Here is a 16,271-nt window from a genome sequence, read left to right on the forward strand (position 1 = left end):
CATGGCACGCAAACCCCGCATCACCGCCCAGGGTGCCGGTTCCGGCATCGCCATCGGCATCGGTGTCGGCACCGCGATCGGCGTTGCCATGGACAATATCGCCATGGGCGTGGCGCTCGGTGCCGCCTTCGGTGTGGCCTTGGGCGTTGCTTTCTCTCAAGCGGGAAGCGATGACGCGGGCCCGACCGATTCAGACGCGGCGAATTCAGACACTGGCGGGGACGGGGACTGACGCGATGGGTGACTTTATCCAGCAATGGGGCCCGGTGTGGGGCACGGTCGCGGTGCTCGGCCAGGTCCTCGGATTCATGGTCGTGCTGCTCTTGTCGCTGGCCTTCCTCCTGCTGATGGACCGGAAGGTCTGGGCGGCGGTGCAGATGCGCAAGGGCCCGAACGTGGTCGGGGCCTTCGGCCTGCTTCAGTCCTTCGCCGACTTCCTGAAATTCGTGTTCAAGGAAATCGTCGTGCCGGCGGGCGCGGACCGCGTCCTCTTCCTGCTCGCGCCGCTGATCACCTTCATCCTCGCCTTCATCGGCTGGGCCGTGGTGCCGGTCGCGCCGGGCTGGGTGATTGCCGACCTCAATGTCGGCGTCCTCTACCTGCTCGCGATTTCCTCGCTCGGCGTCTACGGCATCATCATCGGCGGCTGGGCCTCGAACTCGAAATACCCCTTCATGGGCTCGCTGCGCTCCGCGGCACAGATGGTGTCCTACGAAGTCTCGATCGGCTTCGTGATCGTCACCGTCCTGCTGTTCGCGGGGTCGATGAACCTCAGTGACATCGTGACCATGCAGGCGGGCGGCTTCTGGAACTGGAATCTGCTGGCCGCGCACTCGCTGCCCTGGCCGATGTTCCTCGTGATGATCCCGATGACGGGGGTGTTCTTCATCTCGGCGCTGGCAGAAACCAACCGCCCGCCCTTCGACCTGCCGGAAGCCGAATCCGAACTTGTTGCGGGCTACCAGGTCGAATACTCCTCGACGCCCTACCTGCTCTTCATGATCGGGGAATATCTCAACATCGTGCTGATGTGCGCGATGACGACCATCCTCTTCTTCGGTGGCTGGCACGCCCCGTTCGATTTCGCGCCCTTCACCTGGATCCCGCCGGTCTTCTGGTTCGCGATCAAGGTGGTGTTCTTCTTCTTCATGTTCGCCATGGTGAAGGCCCTCGTTCCCCGGTACCGCTACGACCAGCTGATGCGTCTGGGCTGGAAAATCTTCCTGCCGACCTCGCTTGGTGCGGTCGTCCTCGTCGGGGCCTACATCGCTTACGGAGCCAACTGAGATGGGACGTATCGAACAGACCATCCGCGGCGCGCTGCTCCTGGACTTCTGGGGCGCTTTCGTCCTCGGCATGCGGTATTTCTTCCGCCCCAAGCCGACGGTGAACTATCCCTTCGAGAAGGGTCCGCTCAGCCCGCGCTTCCGTGGCCAGCACGCACTGCGCCGCTATGCCAATGGCGAAGAGCGCTGCATCGCCTGCAAGCTCTGCGAGGCAGTCTGCCCGGCGCAGGCGATCACGATCGAGGCCGAACCGCGCGCCGACGGCTCGCGCCGCACCACGCGCTACGACATCGACATGACCAAATGCATCTATTGCGGCTATTGCCAGGAGGCGTGCCCGGTCGATGCCATCGTGGAAGGTCCGAATTTCGAATTCGCGACCGAGACCCGCGAGGAACTCTACTACGACAAGGCGAAACTCCTTGAGAACGGCGATCGGTGGGAACGCGAGATCGCGCGCAATCTGGAACTGGACGCGCCTTACCGCTAAGCGCGGGCGCGGGGACGTAAGGAACAGGCCGAACCATGCTTCAGGTGATTGCCTTCTATGCGCTGGCGACGGTGGCGGTCCTGTCCGCCTTTCTCGTCGTGGCAGCGCGCAATCCGGTCCACTCGGTGATGTGGCTGATCACGGCCTTCTTCTCGTCGGCCGGTCTCTTCGTGCTGCTCGGCGCCGAATTCCTCGCCATGCTGCTGGTCGTCGTCTATGTCGGCGCGGTCGCCGTGCTGTTCCTCTTCGTCGTGATGATGCTCGACGTCGACTTCGCGTCGCTGAAACAGGGCTTCCTCAGCTATCTGCCGCTTGGCGGTCTCGTGGCGCTGATCCTGGCCGGTGAGCTGATCCTGGTCGGCTCGGCCTGGAACGCCGCCGATATTGCCGCGCGATCCGAGGTCACGGCGACACCGGCCGACATGAACAACGTCCAGGCGCTCGGCCACCTGATCTATGACGAATACGTCTACTTCTTCCAGGCCGCCGGCATGGTGCTGCTGGTCGCGATGATCGGCGCCATCGTGCTGACCTTGCGCCACCGCCCGAATGTGAAGCGCCAGCAGGCGCATGTGCAGATCGGCCGCGACCGCAAGACCGCCGTCGAACTGCAGGACATCAAATCGGGTGAGGGGATTGGCTAATGCTTGAGATCGGTCTCGCCCATTATCTCGCCGTCGCGGCGCTGCTGTTCACGATCGGCGTGTTCGGGATATTCGTGAACCGCAAGAACGTCATCATCCTGATGATGTCGATCGAGCTTCTGCTGCTGGCGGTGAACATCAACCTCGTGGCGTTCTCCTCCTATCTCGGCGACCTCGCCGGACAGGTCTTCGCCATGTTCGTCCTGACCGTCGCTGCCGCCGAGGCCGCGATCGGTCTCGCCATTCTCGTCGTCTTCTTCCGCAACCGTGGCGACATCGCGGTCGAAGACATCAACATGATGAAGGGCTAGCCGTCCGATGCCTGTCATAATCGTTTTCGGACCACTGGTCGGCGCGATCATCGCCGGACTGTTCGGGCGCTTCATCGGCGACCGCGCGGCGATGACCATCACGACCGGACTGCTGATCCTGTCGGCCATCCTGTCGGTCTTCGTCTTCTTCGACGTGGCCATCCAGCACAACGAACAGCTGATACCGCTCGCCACCTGGATGCGGATCGGCGAGTTCGAGGCGACCTGGTCGATCCGGCTCGATACGCTGACGGCGGTGATGTTCGTGGTCGTGACCAGCGTGTCCTCGCTCGTCCACGTCTATTCTTGGGGCTACATGGCCCACGACCCGCACCGGTCGCGCTTCTTTGCCTATCTGTCGCTCTTCACCTTCGCGATGCTGTCGCTGGTCAGCGCGAACGACTTCCTTCAGCTCTTCTTCGGCTGGGAAGGCGTGGGACTGGCCTCCTATCTGCTGATCGGCTTCTGGTACAAGAAGAAGTCGGCCAATGACGCGGCGATCAAGGCCTTCGTGACAAACCGCGTCGGCGATTTCGGTTTCGCGCTCGGCATCATGGCGGTCTTCGCCATCTTCGGCACGATCCAGTTCGACGAAATCTTCGCCATGGCGCCGGCGATGGTCGACACGGTCTGGACCTTCGGCCCGGCCAGCTTCCAGGCGCTCGAACTGGTCGCTTTCCTGCTGTTCATCGGTGCGATGGGCAAATCGGCCCAGTTCTTCCTCCACGTCTGGCTTCCCGACGCGATGGAAGGCCCGACGCCGGTGTCCGCGTTGATCCACGCCGCCACCATGGTGACGGCCGGCGTCTTCCTCGTTTGCCGCTGCTGGCCGCTGTTCGACCTCGCGCCGAACACCTCGACCGTGGTGACGGTCATCGGCGCGATCACGGCGCTGTTCGCCGCGACGATCGGCGTCGTGCAGAACGACATCAAGCGCGTCATCGCCTATTCGACCTGCTCGCAGCTCGGCTACATGTTCTTCGCCGCCGGCCTCGGACTCTATGACGCGGCGATGTTCCACCTGTTCACGCACGCCTTCTTCAAGGCGCTGCTCTTCCTCGGCGCGGGCTCGGTCATCCACGGCCTGCACGACGAGCAGGACATGCGCAACATGGGCGGAACGCGCCACGCGCTGCCCTGGACCTGGATGCTGATGATCATCGGCACGCTGGCACTGACCGGTGTCGGCATCCCGCTTCTGGGCTGGGGCTTTGCCGGCTTCTTCTCGAAGGACATGATCATCGAAGGGGCCTTCATGGCCGGGCAGGAAGGCGCGCCCTTCGGCATGATCGCCTTCTGGGTCGGCTGTTTCGCCGCGTTGCTGACATCCTTCTATTCCTGGCGTCTCATCTTCTTCACCTTCCACGGCAAATACCGCGGCAAGAAGGAAGTGCTCGACCACGCCCATGACAGCCCGCCTGTCATGCTGGTTCCGCTGATCCTGCTGGCGGTCGGTGCGGTGTTCGCCGGCGCGGCGTTCAAGGACAGCTTCGTCGGACGCGATTCCTTCGCCTTCTGGGGCGACTCGCTGACGCCGGGGCCGTATGCCATCGCCAACTATGGCGACCAGCAACACACCTCGCCGTATGACGAAGTGGCCGCCGAAAGTGACGATCACGGCGCCGAGGTTGCGGACGATCATGCCGCTCCGGCTGACGCGCATGGCGAAGGCGAGGGCGACCACGGCGGCGGACACCACCCGCCGATGTGGGTGCTGTTCGCTCCCTTCGTGGCGACCGTGACCGGCTTCATCGTGGCCTGGCTGTTCTACATCCGCCATGAAGGCCTGCCGGCCCGCATCGCCGCGCGCGGCGGACCGCTGCACGCCTTCCTGTACAACAAGTGGTATTTCGACGAGGCCTATCGCTTCATCTTCGTGCGCGGCACGGAGAAGCTGGGCGACCTGTTCTGGAAGGTCGGCGACCGCCGGATCATCGACGGCTTTGGCCCGAACGGCTTTGCCGGTGCGGCCATGAACGCGGCGCGCCGCCTGTCCAAGGTGCAGTCCGGATACCTCTATCACTACGCCTTCATCATGCTGATCGGCGTGGTTCTCCTGACCCTGTGGGTCGTTGCCGGTGCCGGGGGGCAGTAGATGACCGCGATCTTCCAATCCCTCCCGATCCTCACGGCGATCACCTTCATCCCGGCGGCTGTCGCGGTCTTCCTGGCGGCGATGAAGTTCATGATGCGCGCCGAGGACTCGACCTGGCTCGACCGCAATGCGCGCGGCGTGTCGCTGATGACAACGCTGGCGGTGCTGTTCCTGACCGTTGTGCTGGTCATGGGCTTCGACACGTCCAACCCGGACTTCCAATTCTACCAGGAAATCCCGTGGTTCGCGGAATTCGGACTCGGCTACCGGATGGGTGTGGATGGCATCTCCGTCCTGTTCATCCTGCTGACCAACTTCCTGATGCCGATCTGCATCCTGGCGAGCTGGAACATCAAGAAGCGCGTCACCGACTACATGATCGCCTTCCTGATCCTGCAGACGATGATGGTCGGCGTGTTCTGCGCGCTGGACCTGGTGCTGTTCTACATCTTCTTCGAAGGCGGCCTGATCCCGATGTTCATCATCATCGGGGTCTGGGGCGGCGCGAACCGCGTCTACGCCTCGATGAAATTCTACCTCTACACCCTGCTCGGCTCGGTGCTGATGCTGGTCGCCATGGTCGCCATGTTCCTGCAGGCGGGCACGACCGACATCACCGTCCTGCTGGAGACCGAATTCGCCGCCAATCTGCAGACCTGGCTGTGGCTCGCCTTCTTCGCCTCCTTCGCGGTGAAGATGCCGATGTGGCCGGTCCATACCTGGTTGCCCGATGCGCACGTCGAGGCGCCGACGGCGGGCTCGGTGATCCTGGCCGGTGTTCTCCTGAAGCTCGGCGGCTACGGCTTCCTGCGCTTTTCGATCCCGATGTTCCCGGACGCGAGCGTGCTGTTCCAGCCGCTGGTCTTTGCCCTGTCGGTGATCGCCATCGTCTACACCTCGCTCGTCGCCTTCCGTCAGACCGACATCAAGAAGCTGATCGCCTATTCCTCGGTCGCGCACATGGGCTTCGTGACCATGGGCATTTTCGCGATGACCGAGCTGGGCGTGCAGGGCGCCATCTTCCAGATGCTGTCCCACGGCCTGATCTCCGGCGCGCTCTTCCTCTGCGTCGGTGTGATCTATGACCGCATGCACACCCGCGAGATCGCCTTCTATGGCGGCCTGGTGCACCGCATGCCGGTCTATGCCGCGATCTTCGCCCTGTTCGCGATGGCCAATGTCGGCCTGCCGGGAACCTCGGGCTTCGTCGGCGAGATCATGACCATGGCCGGCACCTTCCAGGTCTCGACCTGGACGGCGATGGGCGCGGCGCTCGGCGTGATCTTCTCGGCGGTCTACATGCTGACCCTGTATCGCAACGTGGTGTTCGGCGAACTGACCAATCCCAAGCTGGAAGCCATCACCGACATCAATACGCGCGAATGGATCATCTTCATCCCGCTGGTCGCCGGCACGATCTTCCTCGGCTTCTTCTCGACGCCGGTAACGGACGTGACGGCCGCGTCCGTGAACCAGCTGATTTCCGATTTCACCGCGGCCACCACCGCCGCGGCCAACTGACGGGGACCGGACGGTGACCTACGACATACTCGCCACCGACCTCACGCTGCTTGCGCCGGAGCTCCTGCTCGCCGTCGGTGCGATGACGCTGCTCATGGTCGGCGTCTTCATCAGGAAGGACGAGACGGCCGCGAAATGGGTCTCTCTCCTGACCATCGGACTGCTGGTGGCCGCGGGTGCGGCGGCGCTTTTCCTCGTCCCGGTTGCTGGCGGAACGGCGTTCCGCGGCGCCTTTGTCTTCGATCCCTTCGCCCTGTTCTCGAAAGTGGCGATCTGCGGCGCGGCCGCGCTCGCGCTCTTCCTCGCGGGTCCGTATCTGAAGGCGGAACGCCTCGCCCGGTTCGAATTCTCCGTCCTGGTCGCGCTCGCCGTGCTCGGCATGGCGATGATGGTATCGGCCAACGACCTGATATCGCTTTATATGGGCGTCGAACTGCAATCGCTGGCGCTCTACGTGCTGGCCGCGTTCAACCGCGACAGCCTGCGCGCCTCGGAAGCCGGCCTGAAATATTTCGTCCTCGGCGCGCTGTCGTCCGGCCTGCTCCTTTACGGGGCGTCGCTGGTCTACGGTTTTTCCGGATCGACCGGTTTCAACGAGATCGCGATTGCGGTCGGCGACGACCCGTCCGTCGGCCTCGTCTTCGGCCTCGTCTTCCTGATCTGCGGCCTGGCTTTCAAGGTCTCTGCCGCGCCCTTCCACATGTGGACGCCGGACGTCTATGAAGGCGCGCCGACACCGGTGACGGCCTTCTTCGCCACCGCGCCGAAAATGGCCGCGATGATCCTGCTAGCGCGCCTCCTCTACGAACCGTTCGGCAATGCCGTGGACAGCTGGCAGCAGGTGATCTGGATCATCGCCGCGCTGTCGATGGCGGTCGGTGCCTTCGGAGCACTGACCCAGAACAACATCAAGCGCCTGATGGCCTATTCCTCGATCGGCAATATGGGCTACGCGCTCGTCGCCGTCGCGGCGGCCAGCGAGACCGGACTGTGGGCGCTACTCGCCTTCATGATCCTCTACATGGTCGGCGTGATCGGTGCATTCGGCGTGATCCTGGCCATGCGCACACCGGAGGGCATGGTGGAAGAGGTCGATGATCTCTCCGGCCTGTCGCAGACGCGCCCGGGCCTGGCTTGGTCGATGACCGGCATCATGTTCTCGATCGGCGGCCTGCCTTTCCTGGTCGGCTTCTTCGGCAAGCTTTTTATCTTCTACGCCGCGGTGCAGGCGGGTCTGATCTGGCTGGTCGTGATCGCCGCGCTCGCGAGCGTGGTGGCTGCGGCCTACTATCTGCGCATCGTCCGCGTGATCTGGTTCAACGAGCCGACCCAGAAATTCGTCACGGCGCCGACTCCGGTCGGTCTGGTGGCGAACCTGTCGGGCCTCGCAACCGTTCTGCTGGTTCCCGTGGCGGCGATCGTCTTCCTGTGGGCGCGCGGAGCGTCGATCGGTCTGATCTGACGCGATGCCGGGCGGTGTGCGCACCGAATGGCTGGCCGAGACCGACTCCACCAATGAGGAGGCCCGCCGCCGTGCCCTGGCAGGTGAACGCGGTCCGTTGTGGATCGCCGCGCGCCGGCAAAGCGCGGGCCGCGGCCGGCGTGGCCGGCAATGGGCCGATCTGACCGGCAATCTCTACACGACCGGCCTCTTTGTCCTCGACGCGAAGCCGGGCGAAGCGGCACAACTCTCCTTCGCCGCGGCACTGGCGGCGGCGGAAGCCTGCGAGGCGGTGATCGACCGCGAACGCGTCCGCCTCAAATGGCCGAATGACGTGCTGATCGGCGGAAAGAAGGTCTGCGGCGTGCTCCTGGAATCCGGCAGCGCACCGGGCGGCGGGCTCTGGCTGGCCGTCGGAATAGGGCTGAACCTCGCCAGCCATCCGCGCGATGTCGAACGTCCGGCGACGGACATCGCTGAGGAGGGCGGGGTGCTCTCGCAGGACGCTGCGCTCGAGCGTATTTCTTCCAGCTTCTCGGCCTGGCTCGAGCGCTGGCGAACGCACGGCTTTGGTCCGCTGCGCGATGCCTGGCTTGCCCGCGCCTGGGGGATTGGCGAGCCTTGCATCGCCCGGCTTCAGGACGAGACGCTGGAAGGCGTTTTCGCCGACCTGATGCCCGATGGCGCTCTGCGGCTCGACATGGCGAACGGACAGCGCCGCCTTATCTCAGCGGGCGACGTATTCTTTCCCGGCATTCCGGGGTAAAGGCTGGCCCATGCTTCTCGCGATCGATTGCGGCAACACCAATACGCTGTTTGCCGTCCATGACGGGACGGACTGGCGCGCCCAGTGGCGCACCGCCACCCATGCCACACGTACCGCCGACGAACATGCGGTCTGGCTGGCCCAGCTCCTGGCATTGCAGGGTCTGAAGTTCGAGGATCTGACGGCCTGCATCGTCTCGACCGTGGTGCCGCAATCCCTGTTCAACCTGCGCAATCTGGCGCGGCGCTATCTTCATGTTGAACCGATGGTGATCGGAGAACCCGGCGTGGACCTCGGCATCGGCGTCGATATCGAGCGCCCGCAGGAAGCCGGGGCCGACCGCCTGGTCAACGCGCTTGGCGGCCGCGTCGCCTATGACGGTGCGCTGCTGATCATCGACAGCGGTACGGCGACGACGTTCGACGTCATCTCCGCCGACGGCGTGTTCAAAGGCGGCATCATCGCCCCGGGCATCAACCTGTCCATGCAGGCGCTGCACACTGCCGCCGCGCAGCTGCCGCGCATCGCGATCCAGCGCCCCGACCGGGTGATCGGCCGTAATACGGTCGGCGCCATGCAGGCGGGTGTGTATTGGGGCTATATCGAACTGATCGACGGGCTGATCCGCCGCGTGCGCAAGGAATACGGCCAGCCACTGACCGCGATCGCCACCGGCGGTGTCGCCTCGCTGTTCGAAGGGGCATCGTCCGAAATCCAGCATTTCGACGCCGACCTGACCATTCGCGGCCTGCTGGAAGTCTGGAAGCGGAACGAGGGCAGGCAGGCGTGAACCCGGCAGACAACGGCCTCTACTTCCTACCGCTCGGCGGTTCGGGCGAGATCGGCATGAATCTGAACCTCTACGGCTACGGGCCGGAAGAGGCGCGCAAATGGATCATGGTCGATCTCGGCGTGACCTTCGGCGACCTGACGACGCCGGGCGTCGACATCATCATGCCCGACCCGGCCTATATCGAGGAGCGCGCGCAGGATCTGCTCGGCATCGTTCTGACGCATGCGCATGAAGACCATATGGGCGCGCTCGCCCATCTCTGGGAGCGCTTCCGCTGCCCGGTCTACGCCACGCCCTTCACCGCCTGGCTGGTGCGCGACCGGTTGAAGGAAAAGGGGCTTCTGGGTGAGGTCGAGCTGCACGAAATTCCGCTCGCCGGCCGCCTGACTCTCGGCCCGTTCGACATCGAGTTCGTCACCCTGACCCATTCGATCCCCGAGCCGAACGCGCTTGCCATCCGCACGCCGGAGGGCCTGATCCTGCACACCGGCGACTGGAAGATCGACCCTGATCCGCTGATCGGCGAGACGATCGATGTCGAGGCGATGAACCGGCTCGGTGATGAGGGCGTGCTGGCCATCGTCTGCGATTCCACCAACGTCTTTTCCGAAGGCGTATCGGGGTCGGAGGGCGAGGTCCGCAAACACCTGATCGAGCTGGTCGGCGAGCACACCACCGGCAAGGTCGCGATCGCCTGTTTTGCGTCCAACGTCGCCCGGATCGAAACCGCGATCCGCGCCGCCGAGGCCAATGACCGCCGCGTCTGCCTGGTCGGCCGGTCGATGCACCGCATGACCGCCGCGGCGAAGGCCGTCGGATTGTTGCAGGACGTCAAACCCTTCATCGACGAGGAACAGTCCGCCTACTTCCCGGCCGAGAAAATCCTCTACCTGTGCACCGGCAGCCAGGGCGAGCCGCGCGCAGCCCTGTCACGCATCGCGGAAGGCACGCACCGCAACGTCTCCCTGGGACAGGGCGATACGGTGATCTTTTCCTCTCGCGTCATTCCGGGCAACGAGATCGGCATTTTCGAGCTTCAGAACAAGCTGGCGGACAAGGGCGTCCACGTCATCACCGACAGCGACCGCGACATTCACGTCTCCGGTCATCCCTGCCGCGAGGAATTGCGCGCCATGTACAACTGGGCGCGGCCGCGCATCGCCATCCCGGTCCATGGCGAACGCCGCCATCTGATCGAGCATGCGCGCTTTGCCAAGTCGATGCAGGTGCCGCATGGCATCGCGCCGCGCAATGGCGACCTGATCCGTATCACGCGCGAAGGCGTCGAGGTCGTGGACGAGGTTCCGTCCGGCCGCCTGCATGTCGATGGAAGTTTCATCACGCCGGCCGACGGCGAGGCCATGCGCGAGCGCCGCAAGCTGTCCTTTGCCGGCTATATCGGCGTGGCGCTGGCGGTCGATGGCGCGGGCAAGCTGGTCTCCGGACCCGATGTGCGCACGGCCGGCCTGCCGGAAGACCGCGAATACTCGGTCGAGGACTTCCTCGACGGTCTCGCCGATGCGGCCGAGCGCGCGTTCGAGCGCCTCGGCAAGCGCGACCGGCGCGATCCCGACATGATCGAGGAAGCCGTGCGCCGCGATGTGCGCCGCGAGGCCACGAAAATCTGGGGCAAGAAGCCCATTGTCGACGTCACCGTGCTAGAGGTCTGAAATGCGGATCGGCCGTCTCAACCACATCGGCATTGCCACGCCTGACATCGAGGCGACCCGCGATACCTATGCCGCGCTCTACGGCGCCGATGCCGCCACGCCGGTGAAGGATTTCCCGAAGCTGGGCGTGAAGGTCTGCTTCGTGTCGATCGAGAATACCGAGCTGGAACTGCTGCAGCCGCTCGGACCGGACAGCCCGGTGAACAAGTTTCTGGAAAAGAACCCCAAGGGCGGCCAGCATCACATGTGTTTCGAGGTCGATGACATCATCGCCGCCCGCGATGCCATGCGTGAGCGCGGCGCCACTGTTCTGGGTACCGGCGTACCCTATATCGGCGCGCACGGCGTACCGGTGATCTTCGTCCACCCCAAGGACACGCATGGCGTGCTCGTCGAACTGATGGCGAAACCGGAGCATTGAACGATGGGACGCATACTCGGCTATCTCGCCGTCGCCCTGACCTTCGTCCTCTGGGTGGCGCAACTCTTCCTGCCCAGTGAAGGCATCGGCTTCGTCACCGGCCTCGTCGTCTTCCTGATCACCTGGTGGATCGTCCTGTTCATGACACTGCCGCTCGGCGTGCGCAGTCAGGCCGAGCAGGGCGAGGTGGTCGAGGGAACCGAGCCCGGCGCGCCGGTGCTGCCGGATCTCAAGAAGAAGGCGTGGCTCACGACCGTTATCGCCAGCTGTGTCTGGCTGGTCCTGTTCGTGCTGATCGAGTTCCAGCCGATCCCGCTCGACGCCATCCCCTTCCTGCCGAACCCGGAAGGCTTCGACAGCTACTGATCGGTTTCGTCCTGGCTCATTCTGGCGTGCTCCCAGCTCATGACGAGCACGCCGGCAAAGACGATGGCAAATCCGGCAAGGTGCACCCAGCGGAAGGGCTCACCCAGCAGCACATAGCTGAGAATGAGGGCCGAGGCGGGCATCACGCCCATGAAGGCGGCGGCAACCGCGCCTTCGGCCTTCTTCACGCCCGCATACCAGAGCCAGCTGCCGAGCGCGAGCGTGCCCGCGCCATACCAGAGGAGCGCCATCCAGGCACCCGGCTCGACGTCTGAAACGTCAAAGCTGAGCCATTGCCAGATGGCGAAGGGCAGGAAGACGGGCAGGGCGATCACCGCCGCGAGGAAGGCAACCAGCACCGGATCAACCCGCTCCGACGCGGTCTTGCCGACGAGTGTGTAGACGCTCTCGCAGCAGACCGCCGCGAAGACGAGGATCGTTCCGAGCAGGAGGTTTCCACCGGCCTCGCCGCTTGATCCACCGCCCAGATGCAGGACCAGCACGCCGCATACCGCCAGAGCGATCGCCGTCAGCTTCCGCCAGGTCGGATGGTCGCCGAGAAACAGCATGGAGGCTGCGGCCGTCACCGCCGGGGCGGTACTCATCACGATGGCTCCGGCCACGCCGGACACCAGGCTCATTCCGTAGAGCATGAGGGCGGAAAACCCGAACATGCCAAAAAGCGTGATGACGGAAATGCGCAGCCAGTCGCCGCGCGACATCGCCCGGATCGTGCCCAGCTTGCTCCAGGCCAGAGGCGCGAGCGCCAGCGCGCCAATCCCGACCCGCAGGAAGGATCCGACAAAGACCGGCATGGCCTGCGTCACGATTTTCGACACGGGCGTCGCCGAGCCGAACGTCGCCATGCCGCCGATCAGCTGGGCGAGGGTGAGAGGGGTGTTTTTCGCTGCCATTGGAGGTGCAACCCTTCGCGGTCTGCTCAGGTTCCCCGTTGGCACATGACGCTTGCCTTGCTCCGCCCCGCGCTGCCGTCTAATGCTGGTGCAACGCAACAATTCACGACGGTTTCCCCTCCCATGCGCCTGTCCCGCTATTTCCTGCCTGTCCTGAAGGAAACCCCTGCCGATGCGCAGATCGCCTCGCACCGGCTGATGCTGCGCGCCGGCATGATGCGCCAGGAATCGGCGGGCATTTACGCCTGGCTGCCGCTCGGTCACCGCGTGCTGCAGAAGATTTCCCAGATTGTCCGCGAGGAGCAGGACCGGGCGGGCGCGGTCGAACTGCTGATGCCGACCATCCAGTCCGCCGATCTGTGGCGCGAGAGCAATCGCTACGACGCCTATGGCAAGGAGATGCTGCGCATCACCGACCGGCATGACCGTGAGATGCTCTACGGGCCGACGAATGAGGAGATGATCACCGAGATCTTCCGGGCCTATTGCCGTTCCTACAAGGACGTGCCGAAACTGCTCTACCACATCCAGTGGAAGTTCCGCGACGAGATCCGCCCCCGCTTTGGCGTCATGCGCGGCCGCGAATTCCTGATGAAGGACACCTATTCCTTCGATCTGGATGAGGCTTCTGCACGAGCAGCTTACAACAAGATGTTCATCGCCTATCTGAACACCTTCGCCCGCCTGGGTCTGAAGGCCGTTCCGATGCGCGCCGACACCGGCCCGATCGGCGGCGATCTCAGCCACGAATTCATTATCCTCGCCGAAACCGGCGAGAGCGAGGTCTTCTGCCACTCAGACCTGGTCGAGATGGCCGCGCCGGGCGATGTCGATTTCGAAGGCGATCTGCAGCACCTCGTCGACCAGCGCACTGCGCTCTACGCCGCGACCGAGGAAATGCACGAGGCCGCGCGCTTCGAGGCCGAAGTGCCGGAGGCCAAGCGCCTGTCCGCCCGCGGCATCGAGGTCGGCCACATCTTCTATTTCGGCACCAAGTATTCCGACGCCATGAAGGCCGAGGTCACCCATCCCGACGGATCGTCCAGGCCTGTCCATATGGGCAGTTACGGCATCGGCGTGTCGCGCCTGGTCGGTGGCATCATCGAGGCCAGCCATGACGAGAACGGCATCATATGGCCGGAATCGGTCGCGCCCTTCGGCGTCGGCATCGTCAATCTGAAGGCCGGCGACACCGACACCGACGCGGCCTGCGCGAAGGCCTATGACGCGCTCACCGCCGCCGGCAAGGAGCCGCTGCTCGACGACACGAATGAGCGTCCGGGCGGGAAATTCGCGACGATGGACCTGATCGGCCTGCCGTATCAGCTGGTCATCGGCCCGCGCGGTCTGAAAGAGGGCAAGGCCGAGGTGAAAATCCGCAAGACCGGCGAGCGCCACGAACTGTCGCTCGACGACGCGATCGCACGCCTCGCCGAAGGAGCCTTCTCGAATGGCTGAGGCGCGGCTCGGCAAGGGCGCGCACCCGCTCAGCCCCTTCGAGTTCACGCTCGCCCTGCGCTATCTGGGTGCCCGCAGGAAGGATGGCGGCATCGCCCTGATCGCGATCATTTCCTTCCTCGGTATCACGCTCGGCGTCGCGGCCCTGATCACGATCATGTCGATCATGAACGGCTTTCGATACGAGCTGATGAGCCAGCTCCTTGGCGTGCAGTCGCATGTCTATGTTGATGTCCGCCCGCAGCTTTACGGCAACCAGGAAGCCCTCAGCCAGGACGAGCTTGACACGCTGACCGCCGAAATCTCGGCCATCCCGGGCGTGGTCAGTGCCGGTCAGCGGATCAATGGCGAAGCCTTGCTCAATGTGGACGGCAATGCCGCCCCGGCCCGCGTCATCGGCCTGACCCGGGAAGAGCTCCTCTCGATCAATCGCGTGTCCGGCATGCCGGAACCCGGTGAGGATACGGGGCTGCAGCTCGGCAGCATGGACGGCTTCGGCGAAGGCCGGCACGGCGGCGATGTCGTGCTGATGGGCCAGCAACTCGCTCGTGCGCTGCGTGTGATCCCCGGCGATGTCGTGCCCTTCATTTCATCGGCGGGCCGAGTGACGCCGACCGGCATGGTCAATATTCGCAAGGCCTATGAGGTCGGCGGTGTCTTTTCCGTCGGCATCTACGAGTTCGACCAGATTGTCGTTTTCATGCCGCTGGAACAGGCGCAACTCTTCTTCGCGCTCGACGGACCCGAGCGGATCGAGATCCGCGTCGAGGATCCCGACGACCTTGATGACCTTCGTGCCGAGATCACGAATACGGTCGCCGGACGCGGCATCATCTCGGACTGGCGCGATCAGAACCGCAGCTTCTATGACGCGCTGCAGGTCGAGCGCGTGGCGATGCGCATGATCATGGCGGTCGTGATCCTCATCGCCGCGCTGAACATCGTGACCGGCCTGATCATGCTGGTGAAGAACAAGGGCCGCGACATCGCCATCCTGCGCACGATGGGGTCGACGCAGGCCAGCGTGATGCGGGTCTTCATGCTGATCGGGCTGATGATCGGTGGGGTAGGGGCCGTGGGCGGCATCCTGCTCGGCATCATCCTTGTCGTGAACATCGACGCGGTTCAGGCCTTCGTCTCGCTCGTCACCGGCACGGAAATCTGGAACCCGGAAGTCTATTTCCTCGTCAACATGCCCGCTCGTCTCGACTGGGCGGAAGTGATGTTCGCGGCCATTTTCGGACTCGGCGCGGCCTTCCTCGCGGCGATCCCGCCGGCCTGGCGCGCGGCCAGTCTCGATCCGGTGGAGGCGCTGCGCTATGAGTGAGGCCGTTCTCTCGCTTCAGGGCATCGAGCGCACCTATGCGGGCGCCAAGCCGCTGACCGTCCTGAAGGATGCGACAGTCCATCTCGTCCCGGGCGAGGTCGTGGGCCTTGTCGGACCGTCGGGTTCGGGCAAGTCCTCGCTGCTGCATGTCGCCGGTTTGCTGGAGGAGCCGCAGGCCGGGACGGTGACCGTCGCCGGGCATGACGGGCTGACCAGGAAGGATTCCGAGCGCACGGCGCTGCGCCGGTCGATGATCGGCTTCGTCTATCAATTCCACCATTTGCTGCCGGAATTCGACGCGCGCGAGAACATCGTCCTGCCCCAACTGATCGCCGGAAAGTCTCGCAAGTCGGCCATCGCAGAAGCCGATCGCCTGCTCGGCCTGATGGGGCTGACCGAGCGCGCCGACCATCGGCCGGCCGAATTGTCCGGCGGCGAACAGCAGCGCGTCGCCATCGCCCGCGCCTTCGCCAACAAGCCGCGCATCATCCTCGCTGACGAACCGACCGGCAATCTCGACCCCAGGACGTCGAATGCCGTCTTCGAGGCCTTCTTCCGGGCCGCCCGCGAGGAGGGGGTTGCCGCTCTGGTTGCCACTCACAACCTCGCTCTGGCCGACCGGATGGATCGTGCCATCACCCTGCGCGAGGGCCGTGTCATTCCCTGGACCGGGATCGAACACCCCGCCGCCTGATATCCACGATTTTTCCGGGCCGGTTCGTTTCCAGTTGACGAGCGGAACAAAACGTGAAAAAGAACAAAACACGA

Annotated in this window: 17 protein-coding genes; 16 read left to right on the forward strand and 1 reads right to left on the reverse strand. The window is 64.3% G+C overall.

Annotation, left to right across the window (positions count from 1 at the left end):
• Position 1 precedes the first annotated feature (1 nt).
• Genes ACFOOR_RS00140 through ACFOOR_RS00200 form a run of 13 tightly spaced genes read left to right on the forward strand, consistent with a single transcriptional unit; the run spans position 2 to position 11,804 of the window.
• Complete coding sequence (locus ACFOOR_RS00140) at positions 2 to 232, forward strand: hypothetical protein (protein ID WP_343163777.1); 231 nt, start codon at positions 2 to 4, stop codon at positions 230 to 232.
• Between the two features lie 4 nt (positions 233 to 236).
• Positions 237 to 1,286, forward strand: a complete 1,050-nt coding sequence (gene nuoH / locus ACFOOR_RS00145; protein WP_343163776.1) for an NADH-quinone oxidoreductase subunit NuoH — start codon at positions 237 to 239, stop codon at positions 1,284 to 1,286.
• 1 nt (position 1,287) lies between these two features.
• On the forward strand, positions 1,288 to 1,776 hold the full coding sequence (gene nuoI / locus ACFOOR_RS00150; RefSeq protein ID WP_343163775.1) for an NADH-quinone oxidoreductase subunit NuoI: 489 nt from the start codon (positions 1,288 to 1,290) through the stop codon (positions 1,774 to 1,776).
• Between the two features lie 35 nt (positions 1,777 to 1,811).
• A complete protein-coding gene (locus ACFOOR_RS00155) occupies positions 1,812 to 2,420 on the forward strand; it encodes an NADH-quinone oxidoreductase subunit J (RefSeq protein ID WP_343163774.1) in 609 nt (202 codons plus the stop codon).
• Positions 2,420 to 2,731 (forward strand): NADH-quinone oxidoreductase subunit NuoK, encoded by a 312-nt coding sequence (gene nuoK, locus ACFOOR_RS00160; RefSeq protein ID WP_343163773.1) that lies wholly within the window; start codon positions 2,420 to 2,422, stop codon positions 2,729 to 2,731. The genes ACFOOR_RS00155 and nuoK overlap by 1 nt, the downstream gene beginning before the upstream one ends.
• A gap of 7 nt (positions 2,732 to 2,738) precedes the next feature.
• Complete coding sequence (nuoL, locus tag ACFOOR_RS00165; RefSeq protein WP_343163772.1) at positions 2,739 to 4,826, forward strand: NADH-quinone oxidoreductase subunit L; 2,088 nt, start codon at positions 2,739 to 2,741, stop codon at positions 4,824 to 4,826.
• Positions 4,827 to 6,347, forward strand: coding sequence for an NADH-quinone oxidoreductase subunit M (locus ACFOOR_RS00170; protein WP_343163771.1), 1,521 nt, complete (start codon positions 4,827 to 4,829; stop codon positions 6,345 to 6,347). It abuts the gene before it with no gap.
• A 13-nt stretch (positions 6,348 to 6,360) separates the two neighbouring features.
• A complete protein-coding gene (gene nuoN, locus ACFOOR_RS00175; RefSeq protein ID WP_343163770.1) occupies positions 6,361 to 7,809 on the forward strand; it encodes an NADH-quinone oxidoreductase subunit NuoN in 1,449 nt (482 codons plus the stop codon).
• Between the two features lie 16 nt (positions 7,810 to 7,825).
• Positions 7,826 to 8,554 (forward strand): biotin--[acetyl-CoA-carboxylase] ligase, encoded by a 729-nt coding sequence (locus tag ACFOOR_RS00180; RefSeq protein WP_343163769.1) that lies wholly within the window; start codon positions 7,826 to 7,828, stop codon positions 8,552 to 8,554.
• 10 nt (positions 8,555 to 8,564) lie between these two features.
• Positions 8,565 to 9,344, forward strand: coding sequence for a type III pantothenate kinase (locus ACFOOR_RS00185; protein WP_343163768.1), 780 nt, complete (start codon positions 8,565 to 8,567; stop codon positions 9,342 to 9,344).
• 56 nt (positions 9,345 to 9,400) lie between these two features.
• Positions 9,401 to 11,017 (forward strand): ribonuclease J, encoded by a 1,617-nt coding sequence (locus ACFOOR_RS00190; RefSeq protein WP_343163809.1) that lies wholly within the window; start codon positions 9,401 to 9,403, stop codon positions 11,015 to 11,017.
• Between the two features lies 1 nt (position 11,018).
• The gene (gene mce, locus ACFOOR_RS00195; RefSeq protein ID WP_343163767.1) at positions 11,019 to 11,438 is read left to right on the forward strand and encodes a methylmalonyl-CoA epimerase; all 420 of its coding nucleotides are present in this window, start codon (positions 11,019 to 11,021) and stop codon (positions 11,436 to 11,438) included.
• A gap of 3 nt (positions 11,439 to 11,441) precedes the next feature.
• Complete coding sequence (locus tag ACFOOR_RS00200; RefSeq protein WP_343163766.1) at positions 11,442 to 11,804, forward strand: DUF1467 family protein; 363 nt, start codon at positions 11,442 to 11,444, stop codon at positions 11,802 to 11,804.
• Here the strand turns inward: ACFOOR_RS00200 and ACFOOR_RS00205 are convergent.
• Positions 11,798 to 12,718, reverse strand: coding sequence for a DMT family transporter (locus ACFOOR_RS00205; RefSeq protein WP_343163765.1), 921 nt, complete (start codon positions 12,716 to 12,718; stop codon positions 11,798 to 11,800). The two genes, ACFOOR_RS00200 and ACFOOR_RS00205, sit on opposite strands and share 7 nt — an antisense overlap.
• 123 nt (positions 12,719 to 12,841) lie before the next feature.
• Between ACFOOR_RS00205 and proS the strand changes: the two genes are divergently transcribed.
• The 3 genes from proS to ACFOOR_RS00220 are packed head-to-tail and all read left to right on the forward strand — an operon-like array spanning position 12,842 to position 16,197.
• Positions 12,842 to 14,176 carry a proline--tRNA ligase gene (proS, locus tag ACFOOR_RS00210; protein ID WP_343163764.1) on the forward strand — a complete coding sequence of 445 codons (1,335 nt, stop codon included), beginning with the start codon at positions 12,842 to 12,844 and terminating at the stop codon, positions 14,174 to 14,176.
• A complete protein-coding gene (locus ACFOOR_RS00215; RefSeq protein ID WP_343163763.1) occupies positions 14,169 to 15,503 on the forward strand; it encodes a lipoprotein-releasing ABC transporter permease subunit in 1,335 nt (444 codons plus the stop codon). The genes proS and ACFOOR_RS00215 overlap by 8 nt, the downstream gene beginning before the upstream one ends.
• Positions 15,496 to 16,197 carry an ABC transporter ATP-binding protein gene (locus tag ACFOOR_RS00220; RefSeq protein WP_343163762.1) on the forward strand — a complete coding sequence of 234 codons (702 nt, stop codon included), beginning with the start codon at positions 15,496 to 15,498 and terminating at the stop codon, positions 16,195 to 16,197. Before ACFOOR_RS00215 ends, ACFOOR_RS00220 begins: the two co-directional genes overlap by 8 nt.
• Positions 16,198 to 16,271: the final 74 nt, after the last annotated feature.

It is taken from the genome of Hyphobacterium vulgare (assembly GCF_042643335.1).
Lineage (GTDB): Bacteria > Pseudomonadota > Alphaproteobacteria > Caulobacterales > Maricaulaceae > Hyphobacterium > Hyphobacterium vulgare.

What these genes read in the sequence shown, in the direction of transcription:
- ACFOOR_RS00140 (WP_343163777.1), top strand. Translation starts at nt 2, where the DNA reads ATGGCACGCAAACCCCGCATCACCGCCCAGGGTGCCGGTTCCGGCATC.
- nuoH (WP_343163776.1), top strand. Translation starts at nt 237, where the DNA reads ATGGGTGACTTTATCCAGCAATGGGGCCCGGTGTGGGGCACGGTCGCG.
- nuoI (WP_343163775.1), top strand. Translation starts at nt 1,288, where the DNA reads ATGGGACGTATCGAACAGACCATCCGCGGCGCGCTGCTCCTGGACTTC.
- ACFOOR_RS00155 (WP_343163774.1), top strand. Translation starts at nt 1,812, where the DNA reads ATGCTTCAGGTGATTGCCTTCTATGCGCTGGCGACGGTGGCGGTCCTG.
- nuoK (WP_343163773.1), top strand. Translation starts at nt 2,420, where the DNA reads ATGCTTGAGATCGGTCTCGCCCATTATCTCGCCGTCGCGGCGCTGCTG.
- nuoL (WP_343163772.1), top strand. Translation starts at nt 2,739, where the DNA reads ATGCCTGTCATAATCGTTTTCGGACCACTGGTCGGCGCGATCATCGCC.
- ACFOOR_RS00170 (WP_343163771.1), top strand. Translation starts at nt 4,827, where the DNA reads ATGACCGCGATCTTCCAATCCCTCCCGATCCTCACGGCGATCACCTTC.
- ACFOOR_RS00185 (WP_343163768.1), top strand. Translation starts at nt 8,565, where the DNA reads ATGCTTCTCGCGATCGATTGCGGCAACACCAATACGCTGTTTGCCGTC.
- ACFOOR_RS00190 (WP_343163809.1), top strand. Translation starts at nt 9,401, where the DNA reads ATGAATCTGAACCTCTACGGCTACGGGCCGGAAGAGGCGCGCAAATGG.
- mce (WP_343163767.1), top strand. Translation starts at nt 11,019, where the DNA reads ATGCGGATCGGCCGTCTCAACCACATCGGCATTGCCACGCCTGACATC.
- ACFOOR_RS00200 (WP_343163766.1), top strand. Translation starts at nt 11,442, where the DNA reads ATGGGACGCATACTCGGCTATCTCGCCGTCGCCCTGACCTTCGTCCTC.
- ACFOOR_RS00205 (WP_343163765.1), bottom strand. Translation starts at nt 12,718, where the DNA reads ATGGCAGCGAAAAACACCCCTCTCACCCTCGCCCAGCTGATCGGCGGC.
- proS (WP_343163764.1), top strand. Translation starts at nt 12,842, where the DNA reads ATGCGCCTGTCCCGCTATTTCCTGCCTGTCCTGAAGGAAACCCCTGCC.
- ACFOOR_RS00215 (WP_343163763.1), top strand. Translation starts at nt 14,169, where the DNA reads ATGGCTGAGGCGCGGCTCGGCAAGGGCGCGCACCCGCTCAGCCCCTTC.
- ACFOOR_RS00220 (WP_343163762.1), top strand. Translation starts at nt 15,496, where the DNA reads ATGAGTGAGGCCGTTCTCTCGCTTCAGGGCATCGAGCGCACCTATGCG.